This is a genomic window from Curvibacter sp. EU05-FHT14A10, from assembly GCF_058791075.1.
In genome coordinates this window covers 23,026-37,760 of the sequence record NZ_JBYTDE010000025.1, presented here as the reverse complement: position 1 = coordinate 37,760, position 14,735 = coordinate 23,026, and the positions used below count along the sequence as shown (strand labels likewise).

General features: G+C 69.6%; 13 protein-coding genes. 4 read left to right on the top strand and 9 right to left on the bottom strand.

Annotated features, from left to right (window positions below):
* Positions 1–120 precede the first annotated feature (120 nt).
* From AC3WUT_RS27955 to AC3WUT_RS27940, 4 genes are all read right to left on the bottom strand, one after another.
* Positions 121–900 (bottom strand): Crp/Fnr family transcriptional regulator, encoded by a 780-nt coding sequence (locus AC3WUT_RS27955; RefSeq protein ID WP_492350335.1) that lies wholly within the window; start codon positions 898–900, stop codon positions 121–123.
* Between the two features lie 273 nt (positions 901–1,173).
* The gene (locus AC3WUT_RS27950; protein WP_492350334.1) at positions 1,174–1,605 is read right to left on the bottom strand and encodes a MarR family transcriptional regulator; all 432 of its coding nucleotides are present in this window, start codon (positions 1,603–1,605) and stop codon (positions 1,174–1,176) included.
* Between the two features lie 45 nt (positions 1,606–1,650).
* A complete protein-coding gene (locus AC3WUT_RS27945; RefSeq protein WP_492350333.1) occupies positions 1,651–3,912 on the bottom strand; it encodes a xanthine dehydrogenase family protein molybdopterin-binding subunit in 2,262 nt (753 codons plus the stop codon).
* Between the two features lie 8 nt (positions 3,913–3,920).
* The gene (locus AC3WUT_RS27940) at positions 3,921–4,382 is read right to left on the bottom strand and encodes a (2Fe-2S)-binding protein (protein WP_492350332.1); all 462 of its coding nucleotides are present in this window, start codon (positions 4,380–4,382) and stop codon (positions 3,921–3,923) included.
* Positions 4,383–4,676: 294 nt separating this feature from the next.
* On the opposite strand from AC3WUT_RS27940, the gene AC3WUT_RS27935 reads away from it, so the two are divergent.
* Genes AC3WUT_RS27935 through AC3WUT_RS27925 form a run of 3 tightly spaced genes read left to right on the top strand, consistent with a single transcriptional unit; the run spans position 4,677 to position 7,602 of the window.
* Positions 4,677–6,050 carry a cytochrome C gene (locus AC3WUT_RS27935; RefSeq protein ID WP_492350331.1) on the top strand — a complete coding sequence of 458 codons (1,374 nt, stop codon included), beginning with the start codon at positions 4,677–4,679 and terminating at the stop codon, positions 6,048–6,050.
* Between the two features lie 15 nt (positions 6,051–6,065).
* Complete coding sequence (locus tag AC3WUT_RS27930; RefSeq protein WP_492350330.1) at positions 6,066–6,695, top strand: c-type cytochrome; 630 nt, start codon at positions 6,066–6,068, stop codon at positions 6,693–6,695.
* A 4-nt stretch (positions 6,696–6,699) separates the two neighbouring features.
* Positions 6,700–7,602, top strand: coding sequence for an ABC transporter substrate-binding protein (locus AC3WUT_RS27925; protein WP_492350329.1), 903 nt, complete (start codon positions 6,700–6,702; stop codon positions 7,600–7,602).
* Between the two features lie 61 nt (positions 7,603–7,663).
* Here AC3WUT_RS27925 and phnX read toward each other — a convergent pair whose 3' ends face one another.
* From phnX to AC3WUT_RS27900, 5 genes are all read right to left on the bottom strand, one after another.
* Positions 7,664–8,491, bottom strand: a complete 828-nt coding sequence (gene phnX / locus AC3WUT_RS27920) for a phosphonoacetaldehyde hydrolase (protein WP_492350328.1) — start codon at positions 8,489–8,491, stop codon at positions 7,664–7,666.
* A 19-nt stretch (positions 8,492–8,510) separates the two neighbouring features.
* Complete coding sequence (locus AC3WUT_RS27915) at positions 8,511–9,635, bottom strand: TIGR03364 family FAD-dependent oxidoreductase (protein WP_492350327.1); 1,125 nt, start codon at positions 9,633–9,635, stop codon at positions 8,511–8,513.
* A gap of 177 nt (positions 9,636–9,812) precedes the next feature.
* Positions 9,813–11,546: a putative 2-aminoethylphosphonate ABC transporter permease subunit gene (locus tag AC3WUT_RS27910; RefSeq protein ID WP_492350326.1), complete on the bottom strand. Its 1,734-nt coding sequence runs from the start codon at positions 11,544–11,546 to the stop codon at positions 9,813–9,815.
* The gene (locus AC3WUT_RS27905; protein WP_492350325.1) at positions 11,543–12,628 is read right to left on the bottom strand and encodes an ABC transporter ATP-binding protein; all 1,086 of its coding nucleotides are present in this window, start codon (positions 12,626–12,628) and stop codon (positions 11,543–11,545) included. The genes AC3WUT_RS27910 and AC3WUT_RS27905 overlap by 4 nt, the downstream gene beginning before the upstream one ends.
* Positions 12,629–12,660: 32 nt before the next feature.
* Entirely contained in the window at positions 12,661–13,701 is a 1,041-nt protein-coding gene (locus tag AC3WUT_RS27900; RefSeq protein ID WP_492350324.1) for a putative 2-aminoethylphosphonate ABC transporter substrate-binding protein, read from the bottom strand.
* Positions 13,702–13,876: 175 nt separating this feature from the next.
* Here AC3WUT_RS27900 and AC3WUT_RS27895 point away from each other — a divergent pair, with 175 nt between their 5' ends.
* Positions 13,877–14,731 carry a LysR substrate-binding domain-containing protein gene (locus tag AC3WUT_RS27895; RefSeq protein WP_492350323.1) on the top strand — a complete coding sequence of 285 codons (855 nt, stop codon included), beginning with the start codon at positions 13,877–13,879 and terminating at the stop codon, positions 14,729–14,731.
* The last annotated feature ends 4 nt before the right edge of the window (positions 14,732–14,735 follow it).

The following is a 14,735-nucleotide window of genomic DNA, read 5'->3' as shown; positions in this document are numbered from 1 at the left end:
TGACACGCAGTGCACGACCGTGGGGGCCACATCAGCCCGCCGCCGGGCCGCCCCAAGGCGGGCTGCGGCCCCCCTCGGGGGGCAGGGAGTGACACGCAGTGCACGACCGTGGGGGCCACATCAACAGCCTTGTTCCCCGATCCGCTGCAGCATCCGATGATCCCGCACCAGCAGGCGCCCGGTGGCCACCTGGATGGCATTGAGCTGCTCCAGCCGCTTGAGCTGCTGGTTGATGCGCTGGCGTGAGGCCCCGAGCAGGCTGGCCAGCTCGTGCTGCGCCATGTCCAGTACCACCCGGGCCGGGCCCCCTTCGCCGAGCGGGCCCGCCTGGCCGGCCATCAGCGCCAGTTGCTTGGCCAGGCGCTGGCCCAGGCTGAGTGATTTGAGGTCGTCGGTGCGCTCCATCAGGCGCCGGGTCTGCAAGGCCGACTGGCTCAGCAGCGAAGGGCCGAAGCTGGGGTGGCGCTGCAGCAGGCCGGCCATGGCGGTACGCGGGATGCGCACCACGGTGGTGTCGCGGTGGGCCACGGCATACACCCCAGGCTCGTCGGGGCCCAGGTCATCGCCGGCCGCATCACCCGCGGGCCCCAGGCTGAACCATTGGCCCGGGCCGGCAAAGTCGAGCGTGTGGGGCAGGTCGCTGAAGGCCTCGCTGCAGATGCGAACGGCGCCTCGCACGCAGCCCATCCAAGGGTGGTGCTGTCCGCCCAGCGGGTCGGCCAGGGGTTGGCCGTCGCGGTAGCGGTCGATCTGCAGCACCCGCAGGATGTCGTGGCGCAGCAGCGGGGTCAGCGAGGCAAACCAGGCATCGCGCTCCAGGGCCTCTCGTTCGTCGCGGTGCAGCCGCGGGGGGTCGTCGGGCAGCTGGAAGTGTGCCACCCGCATGGCGTTACTGGACACGGCGTTATCTCCTTGAGGTCATGGCTGACAAGCCGGCCGATTGAACCCGCACAGCGGTGCTCCGTGCGCCGGCGGCCGGATCGGCGGCGTCACTGCCTAGGCCTGCGGCAACGCTCGGTGGGGGGCGTGGCGTTGCCGTCCAAGGCCCGACATCTCCGTGGATGGGCTTTAAATGTCAATCTTGTTGACGAACGTTCGATTCTTCAGCCTCAACCGAGGGCTGTCAATGGATCGGACCTGATCGGCGCTGGGTGTTTACCCGGGGTTGGCCCGTCAGCGCTCGTCGGGGCTCCAGGGCTGGGCCAGCAGTTCGCGCAGGGTTTGCACCGCCGGGGCGCCGATCTGCTGGGCGATCTCGGCTTCGATGGCCTCGATCTCTTCGGCCGCGCTGTCCGACATGGCCCAGCCGCGCTGGGTGAAGCGCAGCAGCTTGACCCGGCCATCGGTCTCGCTGGCCACGAATTCAACCAGATTCAGGGCCGCTGCTTCGCGGGCCAGTTGGTGCACGGCTTGGCGCGACACCCCGAGCCTGCGGGCCAACTCGGACAGCCCGACCGGCCGCCCGCCCAGGTGGGTGAACAGCCGACTCATGGCGGCCGTGACCTCGCCATACCCATTGCGCGCCGCGCGGGCCAGCATGCGCTGCTCGATCCATTCGTAGCGGGTCAGCAGCAGGTGCCGCAGCAGGGTCTTGTGCGCTTTCATGGCGCGATTGTGACCCGGTTCGCTGGCTTTGCTGCTCCGGGTTTGTCAGGTGGTCTTGACTTGTTGGGCCGGTCTCAGCGGCAGCCTGCGCAGGCGTTCACCGCTCAGTGCAAACCAGGCATTGGCCACCGCTGGCGCCAGGGGCGGCGTACCGGGTTCACCCACGCCGCCGGGCGGTGCCTGGCTGGGCAGCAGCACGGTGTCGATGTGCGGCATGTCGGCCAGGCGGATCGCGTCGTAGTCGGGGAAGTTGCGCTGCTGCACGCGCCCGGCCTGCAGGGTGATTTCGCCCATCAGGGCCGCGCTCAGGCCGTAGACGATGGCGCTTTGCAGTTGCGCAGCCACCGTGTCGGGGTTGACCACGGTGCCACAGTCGAGCGCCGCCACCACGCGGTGCACGCGCAGCCGGCCGCCCTCGGCAGCCACCTCGGCCACCTGGGCGCAGACCGAACCGAAGGATTCATGCAGGGCCACGCCGAGCGCCCGTCCCGCCGGCCGGGGCTGGCCCCAGCCCGCGCGTTCCGCCGCGGCCTTCAGCACCGCCTGATGTCGCGGCTGCCGGGCCAGCAGGCTGAGTCGATAGGCCACCGGATCCTGCCGGGCCGCATGGGCCAGTTCGTCGAGAAAGCACTCGGTGAAGAAGGCGTTGTAGCTGTGGCCGACGCTGCGCCAGCTGCCCACCGGCACCGGCGTGGCGCAGCGCATCTGGCGCACCTCCAGGTTGGGCACCGCGTAGGGCAGTTCGAAGGCGCCCTCGATCTGGTTCTTGTCGGGCATGTCCATGGCCAGGCTGGGCAGCAGGCGTTGCATGGTCGACAGGCCGATCGAGGGGGCGGCCACGCTGTTGCGCCAGGCCAGGGGGTGGCCCTGTTCATCCAGGGCAGCCTCGAAGCGGGCCATGGCCGCGGGGCGGTACATGTCGTGTTGCAGGTCTTCCTCGCGCGACCAGGTCAGTTTGACCGGCGCGCCCTGCGTGCGCAGGGCCACGGCCACGGCTTGCTCCACCATGTCGGATTCGAGCCGGCGGCCGAAACCGCCGCCCAGGTAAGGCACATGCACGGTGACCTGATCGGTATCGACATCGGCCACCCGGGCGGCCAGCCATTGGGCCAGCGAGGGCGCCTGGGTGCCGCACCACACCGTGACCCGCCCGCCCTTGACCTGGGCGGTGCAGTTCACGGGCTCCAGCGCAGCGTGGGCCAGGAAGGGCACCTCGTACTCGGCCTGCAGACGTTGCGGCGCCGGGGTCTGGGCCAGCACTGCAGCGGCGTCGCCTTGGTGGCGAAAGCGGGTGCCGGGGGTCTGCAGGGCCGCTCGCAGCTGGGCCGACACGGCGGCCGAATCGAGCTGGGCATGGGGGCCTTCGTCCCATTGCAGCGGCAGGGCGTTGACGGCCTGCTGCGCGGTCCAGGTGTTGCCGGCCAGCACCACCACGGCCTGCTCGTTCACGGTGATCACGTCTTTCACACCGGGCAGGGCCCGTGCGGCCTGCAGGTCGAAGGGGTGCAGACGACCGCCGAACACCGGGCACTGCCGGATCGCGCCATACAGCAGGCCGGGCAGGCGGGTGTCGATGCCGAAGCGCGCCTGGCCGTTGACCTTGGCCGGGATGTCGGTGCGGGGCACGGGCTGGCCGATCAGGCGGCGCGCCGCGGAGGGCTTCATCGCCACGTCTTCGGGGGCCGGCAGGGCCGCGGCAGCCTGGGCCAGTTCGCCGAAGCGCAGGGCCCGGCCGCTGGCGGCATGCCGCACCACGCCTTCTTGCACCGTCAGCTCGGCCAGCGGCACCTGCCAGCGCTGGGCCGCGGCGCCCATCAGTTGCTGGCGCGCCGTGGCGCCAGCCAGGCGCAGGGGCTCCCAGGCATCACGGATGCTGGATGAGCCCCCGGTCACCTGCAGGGCCAGCGCATAGCCCACCGTCTGCAACGAGGCCCGGGTCAGGCGGGCCAGCAGGCCGTCATCGTCGGGCAGCAGGGGCGACACGTTCAGCAGCAAGGCGGTGTTGGCGTACACGCGGGCCAGCGGGGCGGCTTCGACGCTGACCTGCTCCCAACGGGCGTCCAGTTCGTCGGCCAGCAACTGGGCCAGGCCGGTGTGCACACCCTGGCCCATCTCGGAGCGCGGTGCGGCCACGATCACCCGGTCATCGGGCGTGATCTTGACCCAGGCATTCAGGGCCACCTGGCCGTCCACCGGCTCGAAGGTGGCGCCTTCGCCCAGGCGCTGGGCGCTGCAGCCCACCAGCAGGCCGCCACCGAGCGCCGCGCCGGTGAGCAGGAAACGGCGGCGGTTCAGTGTGGGGCTCATGGCGGGGCTCATGCGCGGGCTCCCTGCAGGGCTTGCGCTGCATCGTGGATGGCTGCGCGGATGCGTTGGTAGGTGCCGCAGCGGCACAGGTTGGTGATGGATTGGTCGATGTCGGCATCGCTGGGGGCCGGGTTCTGGCGCAGCAGCGAGGCCGCCGCCAGGATCATGCCGCCCTGGCAGTAGCCGCACTGGGGGGTCTGGTGCCGCACCCAGGCCGCCTGCAGCGCCGCCACGATGCGGTCGGGCGGCGCCTCGATGGTGCGCACCGAGCGCCCGACCAGCGCACTGGCCGGAACCACGCACGAACGCATGGCCACGCCATCGACCTCCACCGTGCAGGCCCCGCAGGACGCCACGCCGCAGCCGAACTTGGTACCGACCAGGCCCAGCTCATCGCGCAGCACCCACAGCAGAGGCATGTCGGGTGGCGCTTCGAATTCCGTCTCCTGCTCATTGACCCTCAACTTCATGGTGTCTCCTGCCTTCTTGGGGCGCTGTGTGGTGCTGGCGAGGCCGGTCGCAAAGTCACATTTTGTGCTTTTGGCCCCATTCACGAAACCGTTGTGTGCGCTTTGCGGGTCACCGCCCGCTCCAATTCAGCACGGGCCAGGGGGCGGTGACCCCTCGCTTGGCCTGCGTGGGGGGGCGGGCACCGCCCGGGACGATGAAACGGTTGATTGCAAATGGCGGGCCCGCGGCCGTGTCGCCGCTTGCATCCTCTGCCCTTGCGTCTCGCTGTCGGCGCAGCAACCAGGAGCACCGCCATGTCAAACAGACGCCCCCTAGCCTTGATCCGTCCTCTCGTTGTGACCTGGGGCCTGCTGCTGTGCGCCCTGTTCGCGGCGCCTGCCCAGGCCGTACCCGCCTTTGCCCGCCAGACCGGCGAGAACTGCGTGGCCTGCCACACCGCATTCCCCGAGTTGACCCCCTTCGGGCGCGAGTTCAAACTCAATGGCTACACCTGGGGCGAGCGGGCGGCGGTGCCGCTGGCGGTGATGATGCAGGCCTCGCTGACCCAGATGGCCCAGTCGCAGGATGCGGGCGGCCGCACGCTGATGCCGCACCAGGAGGATCTGCAGTTCGACCGACTCTCGGTGTTTGCGGCCGGCAAGATCAACGACCATCTGGGGGGCTACACCCAGTGGGCCTACAACAACAACCGGGTGCCCGGCCAGGATGGCGGCACGGTGGGGCATGCCGGCATCCATGACTTCGACCTGCGCGCCATCCAGCGCCTCAGGCTCGCGGGCAAAGACCTGGTGCTGGGCTTCAACCTGAACAACAACCCGACCCTGCAGGATGTGTGGAACAGCACGCCGGTGTGGCGGGGAATCCCTTTCACGGGCTCGAACCTGCCTCGGCCCCAGGCCATGGGCAGCATGGTGCTGGACGGCGGCCTGGGTCAGAAAGTGGTGGGCCTGGGGGCCTATGCCTGGTGGGACCGCCAGTGGTATGGCGAATTCAGCAGCTATGGCAGCGCGGTGAACACCTGGCGGGTGCTGAGCACTGGGGTGGCGCTGGACACCCTGAACCGCCTGCGCGGCTACAACAACCCCTACTGGCGCCTGGCCTGGAACCGAGAATGGGGGGCTCATTCGCTGATGCTGGGCCACTACGGCTTGGTGGTCGACAAGTACCCCGATCCTGGCACGCCGCACGGCAGCACGGACCGCTTCACCGATCTGGGCCTGGATGCGCAGTACCAGTACCTCTCCGACCCGTCGATCTTCTCGCTGCAGGGCTCGCTGGGGCATGAGAAGCAAAACCTGAAGGCCACCTTTGGCCGGGGTGGGGCCAGTCATTCCGACAACCACCTGCAGGCCCTGCGGCTCAAGGCTTCGTATCTGTATGAGCGCACCTACGGCGCCTCACTGGCCTATGTGGACGTGCGTGGCAGCCGTGATGCCGGCCTGTATGGCCGGGTGCGCGATGGTGCCACGGGGGCGTTGGTCAGTGATCGCCCCGACACCCGCAGTCTCATCGCCGAGCTGGACTACAACCTGAACCCGCAGATGCGCCTGATGCTGCAGTACACCGGGTACCTGAAGTGGAACGGTGCCAGCGCCAACATCGACGGCCGGGGCCGCAAGCCCTCCGACAACAACACCCTGTTTCTCGGGCTGTGGTTTTTGTACTGAATCGAAGGACATCGCATGAAAAAGCATTTTCTGGCCGCTGGTGTGCTGGCCATGTCCTGCTGGGGCGCCCTGGCCGGCGCGCAATCGGTGCCGGCCCCGCAAGCCCCGGCTTTGGCGAGCCAGGTCTGCGTGACCTGCCATGGACCCGGGGGGCGCACGGATTCGGGCCAGTTTCCCAGCCTGGCGGGGCAGAGCGAGTCCTACCTGCTGGGGCAGCTCAAGGCCTACCGCGATCACAGCCGTGCCAACCTGAACGCCCAGCGCTTCATGTGGGGCGTGGTGTCCTGGCTCCGCGAGTCGGATCTGCAGGCGCTGGCGGCTTATTACGCGGCCCAGCCACCGGCGCCGCCCCGCGCCGAGGCCCGCTCGCCGGCCCAACTGGCCGCACAGGCCCGGGGGCAGGCCTTGTTCCTGGGCGGTGAGCCGGCCCGTGGTGTGCTGGCCTGCGCGGCCTGCCATGGTGCCCAAGCCCAGGGCCTGGGCACCATTCCGCGGCTGGCCGGGCAGAACGCCCGCTACCTGGCCCTGCAACTGGCGGTGTTCAAAGGCCACGACCGGGCCGATGGCGCCGCCATGGCGGCTGAGGCCGGCCCCCTGACGCCGGACCAGGTGCACGACCTGGCCTTGTACCTGCAGTCCCTCTGAGCCCATGAGCACGGTTCTGCACTTGCCGGTGTGCGTGTTTGATGGCGGCTGGAACCTGCCCCTTTGGGCGGCCATCGAGCAAGGCTTTTTCGAGCTTCGGGGCCTGGCGATCGAGCTCACGCTCACGCCCAATTCGCGGGCCATGATGGAGGGCTTTGCGGCGGGCCATTACCCCCTGATCCTGGTCAGTGCCGACAACGTGGTGGCCTACCAGCAGAACCTGGCTGAGGTGCCGGTGCCCGGCGAGCCCGATGCGGTCATCGTGCTGGGGGGCGACGCCGGCTTTCTGAGCCTGGTGGCGGCGCCCGGCATCCGCACGCTGGACGATCTGCGGGGCCGGGTGCTGGCGGTGGACGCCCCCGACACCGGCTTTGCCTTGGTGTTGTACGAGCTGCTGGCCCGGGCCGGCCTGCCGCAGGCTTCGCTGCGCATCGAGCCGCAGGGCAGCACCGAGCAGCGCTACCAGGCCTTGCTGGGGGGGCGTTGTGCCGCCACCCTGCTGCGCACCCCATACGAGCTGCTGGCGGCCCGGCAGGGCTGCCGGGTGCTGGCCCGTTCGGCCGATGCCTTGCCGCACTACCAAGGCACGGTGGGGGCCACCCGCCAGGTCTGGGCCGAACGGCATCCGGCTGAGCTCAAGGCCTTTTTGCAGGCCTACCGGCAGGGCCTGGCCTGGTGTCGCCGCGAGCCGGCCGCCGCCTGTGCGTTGCTGCAGGCCCATGTGCCAGGCCTGGACCTGGTGCTGGCCCGCGCCGCCTATGGCCTGCTGCTGGACCCGGTTCATGGCCTGACCCCGGATCTGGCGGTGGACCGCCAGGGCATGCAGGCGGTGGCCGCCCTGCGCCGGCGCTACCTGCCGGCCACCCTGGGGCGGCAGGAGCGCATGCAGTACCGCGCCAGCTGGTGACGGCGCTGGCCGTCGGGCCTCCGGGCCGCTGGCGGCCAGGGCGCTGTCAAGCGAGTGGGTGTCAGTCGGGTCGCTCGCCCCGGGCCAGCCGGGCCTCGATGGTCGCCAGCACCGGCAGCAGGTCGGCGACGCTGTCGATCACCTCGTGTGCCCCGCCGGCCAGCAGCTCGGCCCTGGCCTGGGCGCGCAGCCGGTGCTGCTCGGGCTCGGGCGTGGCGCGCCACTGGGCTTCTGTCAGACCCAGGGTGTTGCCGCTGACGGCCAGGCCCACCACCCAGCAACCGATGGCCCGGCCCTCCTGCAGGCCGGGCACGGTGTCGTCCACCTTGACCACCGCGGCCGGGGGCCACACCTGCAGGTCGGACAGGGTGCGCACCATCATCAGCGGGCCGGGGCGGGCACTGTCCATGTCGCCCGCACAGACCAGGTTGTCGGGCATGTAGCCCTGGGCGGCGGCCAGGGGCTGCACCACCTCCATGATGGGGCGGTTGTAACCGGTGGTTGAGCCAATCTTCAGGCCGCGTTCGCGCAGGGCCTGCACGGTGGCCAGGGCGCCCGGGATCAGTTGCGCATGGTCGCGCACGCTGGCTGCGTTCATGGGCGTGAAGACCTCGTACAGCGTGTCGCAGTCGGCGTCGTCAAAAGGGCGGCCGTGCACGCGCAGCCACTCGGCCGCAATGCGGGGGGCATGGCCCAGGGCGTGGATGTGGTCCCACTTGGCCAGGCCCATGGGCACCCGGGCTTCGGCCACGTCGATGCGCACGCCGTAGCGCGCAAACAGTTGCACAAAGGCGTCCATGGGGGCCAGGCTGCCGAAGTCGATCACGGTGCCGGCCCAGTCGAACACGACGGCCTGCAAGGACAGGGGGGAGAGGGGGGTGGGGTTCATCTGTGAGTTCCGCTGGGTTTCACCAGGCGTTGAAGACTTCCTCGGCCAGGCCGAAGGCGGTGCTGGCGCCGGTGCCGCCGGTCACGGTCACCAGGCGGGTCTGGGCGTCGGGCGCCTGCACGATGCAGGGCTCGGTGGCCGACGATGGGTAGGTGCCCACCCAGCGTTCGCTCACCTCGGCCTGGCTCAGGTGCAGGGCTTCGCGCAGGTGGCGCAGGATCAGCTGGTCCACCTCTTCGAGCGCGAACGGCGGCAGCACCGGCCCGTAATGGTGCGAGTCGCCCACCACCAGCGAGCCGTCGGCGCTCTGCACCACGATCAGGTGGATGCCGTGCTGCAGGCTCAGGGCCTCTTCGTGCAGCAGTTGCTCTCGCACGGCCTGGGCTTCAGGCAGTTCGGAGTAACCCTCGTAGCGCACCAGGCTCAGATCGCCCATCACCGAGCCCTGCAGCCTGAAGCCGGGCTGGGGCCGCACGCGCAGCATCTGCAACTGGCACAGGCGGATCTGGTGCGGCGTCCATTGCGGCGCGAACAGGCCGTTGAGTTCGGCATTGGTGCACACCACCACGCGCTCGGCCCGGTAGCGGCCGCGCGAGGTCTCGACCACGGGCGTCTCCACCGCTTGCACGGTTTCGCCGAAGCGGAACTGAACCCCCAGCACCTCGGCCAGCCACTGCGTGAGCTGCGGGATCGCGCTGCGCGACTCCACGCGCAGCTCGTGCGGGCTGTACAGCACCGACTGCAGGCCGTCGGTCTGCAGCGCCGGGTGGCGCCGCGCGGCTTCGGCGGGGCTCAGCAGCTCACAGTGCTCGCCCATCTCGGTGCGCATGAAGGCCTCCAGCACCGCCTGCGAGGCGGGCCGCTGGGCGCGCAGCCACAGGCCCTGGTGCAGCACCTCGATGCCCGCCTGGGGGGCCACTTCGGCCCACACCTGCCGCGAGCGCAGGGCGCGGCGCCAATGGGCGCCGGCTTTCTGGCCGGTGACCGTGACAAAGCCGAAGTTGCGGATGGAGGCGCCGATGCACTGGGCATCGCGCTCCACCACCACCACCTTGAGGCCGCGCCGCGCGGCCCAGTAGGCGTGGGCCAGGCCGACAATGCCGGCGCCCACCACGAGCAGATCACAGGGTTCGTTGTTGTTCATTGGGGATTGGGAAGGTTGAGGGAGGGGGGCGACAAGGGGCAGGGGCGAGCGCGCCCCTGCCGGCCACTTCGACAGGCCTTGACGGGCCTTGGCGGGCATCGGGGGGCTCAGCGGGGCGTCAGGTCTGGGGCGGGCCGGTGGCCCTGCAGCGGCTGCCGGGGGGATGGCAAGCTGTCATCAGCGGCTTCTCCAGCGCTGCGTTCGCGTCACCAGCAGGCGCTCCAGTGCCCCCAGCAGCGCGCGGCCCATCGCGGCGCTGATGAAGATCAGCGTGGCCATGGCCGCGGCCGGGGCGATGTCGCCCGCGTCGTCCATGGCCAGCACGGCCAGCGAGGCCAGGGTGGTTTCGGGCGAGTAGATGAAGACCACCGCCGACACGGTGGTCATGGCACTCACGAAAAAGTAGCCCGCCACCTGCAGCAGGGCCGGCAGGCACACCGGCAGGTGCACGCGCCACAGCGTTTTCCAGAACGGCACGCCCAGAGATTCGGCCACCAGTTCGTACTCGCGGTCGAGTTGGCGCAAGGCGGTCAGCTGCGTGATGTGGGCCACCGAGAAGCAATGCGCCACGGTGCAGAGGCTCATCAGCGTCAGGCTGCCATACAGGCCATGCAAGGGGTTCCAGCCGGCGTTGAAGAACAGGATGTAGCCCAGGCCCAATGCAAGGCCAGGCACGGCCATGGGCACCGAGGCGATGGCGTTGAGCACCTGGCGGGCCCCGGCAAAGCTGCGTGGTTTCTCGACCAGGTAGGCGGTCAGAAAGCTCAGCGCGCTGCCCAGCACGGCCGTGCCGGCAGCCATGCGCAGCGAGTTGCCATAGCTGGCCCAGCCACCGCCGTCCATCATGTCAAAGTCATAGTTCTTGAACGAAGGTGTGAGGTTGTAGGGCCAGTAATTGGCCAGCGAGGCAAACACGGCCACCGCCAGAACGCCCAGCAAGGCCAGGGCGATCAGGCTGCAGTAGGCGAACAGGGCGCGGTCCAAGCCCGGCTGGGGTTGAGGCTGGTAGGGCACTGAGCGCACCCCCAGGCTGGCGTTCTGGCGTGCGCGCAGGTGGTGTTCGGCGGCAAAGGCCAGGGCCGCCGGCAGCAGCAGGATCAGCGCCACCACCGCCCCCATGGGCAGGTTCTGCTGGCCGATCACCTGCTTGTAGATGTCGGTGGCCAGCACCTGGGTGTTGCCCCCGATGACCTTGGGCACGCCGAAGTCGGTGATCACCAGCACGAACACCACGATCCACGAAATCATCAGACCATAGCGGCTGCCCGGCAGGGTGACCTGGCAGAACACGCGCCAGCGGTTGGCGCCCAGGGTGGTGGCGGCCTCGATCAGCCGCCCATCGCTGGTGGCCAGGGCGGTGCTGAGAATCAGCAGGGCGTGCGGAAAAGTCCACAGCACCGAGCCTGTGACGATCCCAAAGGGCCCATAGGCCGGCAGCCCCAGCAGTGCGCCCTTGAGCAGGCCCTGGTTGCCGAACAGGTAGATCAGGCTGATGGCCATCAGCAGCGAGGGGGCCAGCAGCGGGATCAGGGCCACGGCACGGAACAGGCGGGCCCCGCGCACGCAGGACTGGGTCAAGGCGTAGGCATAGCCATAGGCCAGCAGCACGCACACGCTGGCGCTCAGGGCCGACAGCCACAGGCTGTTGAACAGCGAGGTCAGCACATTGGGGCTGCGGGCATAGGCGGCAAAGTGCGCCAGGCCGACGAATTCGCCCGAGCTGCCCCACAGGCTCATGCCCAGCAAGGCCAGCACGGGCAGGGCGATGCCCACGGCCAGCAACAGCAGGGCCCCGCCCAGCAAGGCGGCGAGCCAGGGCCGTTCGGGCGTGGCCATGGCGGGGGGTGGGGGCGATGCCGGGGCCATTGGCAGGGGCGTCGTCACGGGGGGCGGCAGAGGCAGGGTGCTCATGCCGCGCGCCTCACCGATTCGGGCAGCGGCAGCAGGTGCAGGGCGGGGGCGGGCAGGCTCAGCAGCAGCTCGCCCTGCAGCCAGTCGGGCAGGCGGGCATCGGCCCCGGTGGGCCATTGGGCGTCCAGTGTGGCCTGCAGGCTGTCGCAGTGCAGGCGCAGCAAGGCGGTGGGCCCATGGAACTGGGTTTCCAGCACGCGGGCCCGCACGCCGTTGGCGGGCAGGGCTGGGTCGGCGTCGGGGGCCGCCTGCAGCACCACGGCTTCGGGGCGCAGGCCCAGCAGCACCGGGCTGCCGGTGCGGTAGGCGCTGGTGTCGCAGGCCAGGCGGGTGCTGCCGGCCTCCAGCCAGCCTGCGGCCACGACGCGGGCCGGCAGCAGGTTCATGCGGCCGACAAAGCCTGCCACAAAGCGGGTTTCGGGGCGGGCGTACAGCTGCCGGGGCGAGCCTTGCTGTTCAATCCGGCCCTCGTGCATCACCACCACGCGGTCGGCCATCGACAGGGCCTCGTCCTGGTCGTGCGTGACCATCACGGTGGTGATGCCCAGCTGTTGTTGCAGGCGGCGGATCTCGGCCTGCAGGCTGCCGCGCACCTGGGCGTCGAGTGCGCTCAGGGGTTCGTCGAGCAGCAGCAGTTCGGGCCGTGGCGCCAGGGCACGGGCCAGGGCCACACGTTGCTGCTGCCCACCTGAGAGCTGAGCCGGGACCTTGTGGCCCTGTTCGCCCAGGCCGACCAGGGCCAGCATCTCGGCCACCCGCTCGACCTGCTGGGCGCGCGGGGTGTGTTGCAACCCGAAGGCCACGTTCTGGGCCGCCGTCAGGTTGGGAAACAGGGCGTAGCTCTGGAACACCACCCCAAAGCGGCGCTGCGCGGCCGACCACGCCGTGATGTCCTGCCCACGCAGGGTCAGGTTGCCGGTGTCGGGCGTCTCGATGCCGCACAGGATGCGCAGCAGGGTGGTCTTGCCGCAACCCGAAGGCCCCAGCAGGCTGATGAACTCACCGGCGGCCACGTCCAGCGCGATGCCGCGCAGCACGGGTTGGGCGCGGTAGCGCTTGGTGATGTGTTGGATGGACAGCATGCGGGGCTCGGATCGCTGACAGGCAGGGGGGCTTATTTCTTCTCGGCCTTGGCTTCGTAGCGGCGGGCCCATTCGGTCAGGATGCGGTCGCGGTTGGCGGCGGCCCAGACGAAATCGTTCTTGGCCAGCATCTTTTCCAGGTCAGAGGGCACGAACTCCAGGCGCTCCTGCACCTGCGGCAGGGCCAGCACGGCGAAGTTGGCGGCGTACAGCTCGTTGGCCTTCTTGGTCACCGACCAGTCGGCCAGGGCCTTGGCGGCTTCGAGCTTCTTGGTGGTCTTCATCACGCCGGTGGCTTCCACGTCCCAACCCAGGCCTTCCTTGGGGAAGATGATGTCGATCGGGGCCCCGTCCTTCTTGGTCTTGTTGGCGCGGTATTCGAAGCTCAGGCCCACCGGGAACTCGCCGGCACCGGCCTGGCGGCAGGGCTTGGAGCCGCTGTGGGTGTACACGCCCATGTTCTGGTGCAACGCATCCATGAAGGCCCAGCCCTTGTCCTCGCCCATCATCTGCAGCCAGGCCGACACCATCAGAAAGCCGGTGCCGCTGGAGGCCGGATGCGGCATGGTCAGCGTGCCCTTGAACTCGGGCTTGGTCAGATCGGCCCAGCTGGTGGGGGTGGGCAGCTTGCGCTTGGCGGCTTCCACGGTGTTGAAGCACACGGCCGAGGACCACAGGTCCATGCCCACCCAGGTGGGGGTGGCGCGCGGGTCACGCATGTTGGCGCGCACGGCCTCCAGGCCCTTGGGGGCGTAGGGCTGCAGCATGTTCTCTTTGTCCAGCAGCATCAGCGAGGTGGCGGCCAGGCCCCACACCACGTCGGCCTGCGGGTTGGCCTTTTCGGCCAGCAGGCGGGCGGTCACGATGCCGGTGCTGTCGCGCACGAACTTCAGTTCGATCTCGGGGTGGTCCTGCTCGAAGGCGCTCTTGTAGGCCTTGATCTGGTCGGCTTCCAGAGCGGTGTAGACCAGCAACTCGGTCTTGGCCAATGCCTGGGAAGCGGCCAAGGCGGTGGCCAGCACGGTGCCGAACAGGCCCAGTCGGCGAGCCCAGGTGGAGAAGGTGGTGCGCATGGTGTGTGTCCTGAAAAGTCGTTGCAGAGTCGTTGCGAGGGGGCGGCGCGAACGTCGCCTGACCGGGGGTGGAGCCCGCCAGCCGGGGCTCTGGCCGCTAATTTAGGCAGCCTGTGTGAAACGCCGGTGTCACGAAGCCGCAAAATCCTGAAGCCACCATTGGCGGATTTGGGTCATGTTCGTCAGCCAACTCAAATCCTTTTTCACCGTGGCCCGCCTGGGCAGCGTGACCCAGGCGGCGCGCCAGCTGGGCCTGAGCCAGCCCACTGTCACCAGCCAGATCAAGGCCCTGGAGGCGCATTACGGGGTGGAGCTGTTCCGCCGCCAGGGTGGGCGCCTGAGCCTGAGCGACGAGGGCGTGCAACTGCTGCCCCATGTGGATCAGTTGCTGCAACAAGAGATCCAGGTGGAGTTCGCGCTGCGAAATTCGGGTGATCAGCCGCGCGGCCACCTGCGCCTGGGGGCCACGGCACCGTACTACGTGCTGGACATCGTGCAGCGCTTTCGCCAACGCTACCCCCTGGTCGATCTGAGCCTGGGGGCGGGCAATTCGCGCCAGATGGTGGATGCCCTGCTGGCTTTCCAGGTGGACCTGGCCACCTCGTCCCACCTGGAAACCGATGCTCGCCTGCATCGGCTCACCCTGGGCACCGACCCCCTGGTGCTGCTGCTGCACCGCAGCCACCCGCTGGCGGCGCGGCGGGCCCTGCGCCTGAGCGACCTGGCCGGCTGCGAGCTGATCGTGCGCGAGCGCGGCTCGACCACCCGCCAGCTCACCGAGGCCACCCTGGCCCGGGCCGGGGTGGCGGTGGGCCGCAGCCTGGAGATCGCCAGCCGCGAAGCCATCCGCGAGGCCGTGATCCGGCGCATGGGGGTGAGTGTGTTTGCTCGCCACGAGGCCAGCGCCCATCCCGAACTGGTGGTGCTGCCGTTTGAGGACGAGGTGCCCAGCTTGGTCGAGTATCTGTATTGCCTGCGCGACAGACGCGGTGCGCGCTTGATTGCCGCCTTCCTGGAAAGCTGCGCTTGAGGCC

Bases quoted from the DNA above. Each gene is read 5' to 3' on its own strand.
- AC3WUT_RS27950 (WP_492350334.1), bottom strand. From the start codon at position 1,605: ATGAAAGCGCACAAGACCCTGCTGCGGCACCTGCTGCTGACCCGCTAC.
- AC3WUT_RS27945 (WP_492350333.1), bottom strand. From the start codon at position 3,912: ATGAGCCCCACACTGAACCGCCGCCGTTTCCTGCTCACCGGCGCGGCG.
- AC3WUT_RS27940 (WP_492350332.1), bottom strand. From the start codon at position 4,382: ATGAAGTTGAGGGTCAATGAGCAGGAGACGGAATTCGAAGCGCCACCC.
- AC3WUT_RS27935 (WP_492350331.1), top strand. From the start codon at position 4,677: ATGTCAAACAGACGCCCCCTAGCCTTGATCCGTCCTCTCGTTGTGACC.
- AC3WUT_RS27930 (WP_492350330.1), top strand. From the start codon at position 6,066: ATGAAAAAGCATTTTCTGGCCGCTGGTGTGCTGGCCATGTCCTGCTGG.
- AC3WUT_RS27925 (WP_492350329.1), top strand. From the start codon at position 6,700: ATGAGCACGGTTCTGCACTTGCCGGTGTGCGTGTTTGATGGCGGCTGG.
- phnX (WP_492350328.1), bottom strand. From the start codon at position 8,491: ATGAACCCCACCCCCCTCTCCCCCCTGTCCTTGCAGGCCGTCGTGTTC.
- AC3WUT_RS27915 (WP_492350327.1), bottom strand. From the start codon at position 9,635: ATGAACAACAACGAACCCTGTGATCTGCTCGTGGTGGGCGCCGGCATT.
- AC3WUT_RS27910 (WP_492350326.1), bottom strand. From the start codon at position 11,546: ATGAGCACCCTGCCTCTGCCGCCCCCCGTGACGACGCCCCTGCCAATG.
- AC3WUT_RS27905 (WP_492350325.1), bottom strand. From the start codon at position 12,628: ATGCTGTCCATCCAACACATCACCAAGCGCTACCGCGCCCAACCCGTG.
- AC3WUT_RS27900 (WP_492350324.1), bottom strand. From the start codon at position 13,701: ATGCGCACCACCTTCTCCACCTGGGCTCGCCGACTGGGCCTGTTCGGC.
- AC3WUT_RS27895 (WP_492350323.1), top strand. From the start codon at position 13,877: ATGTTCGTCAGCCAACTCAAATCCTTTTTCACCGTGGCCCGCCTGGGC.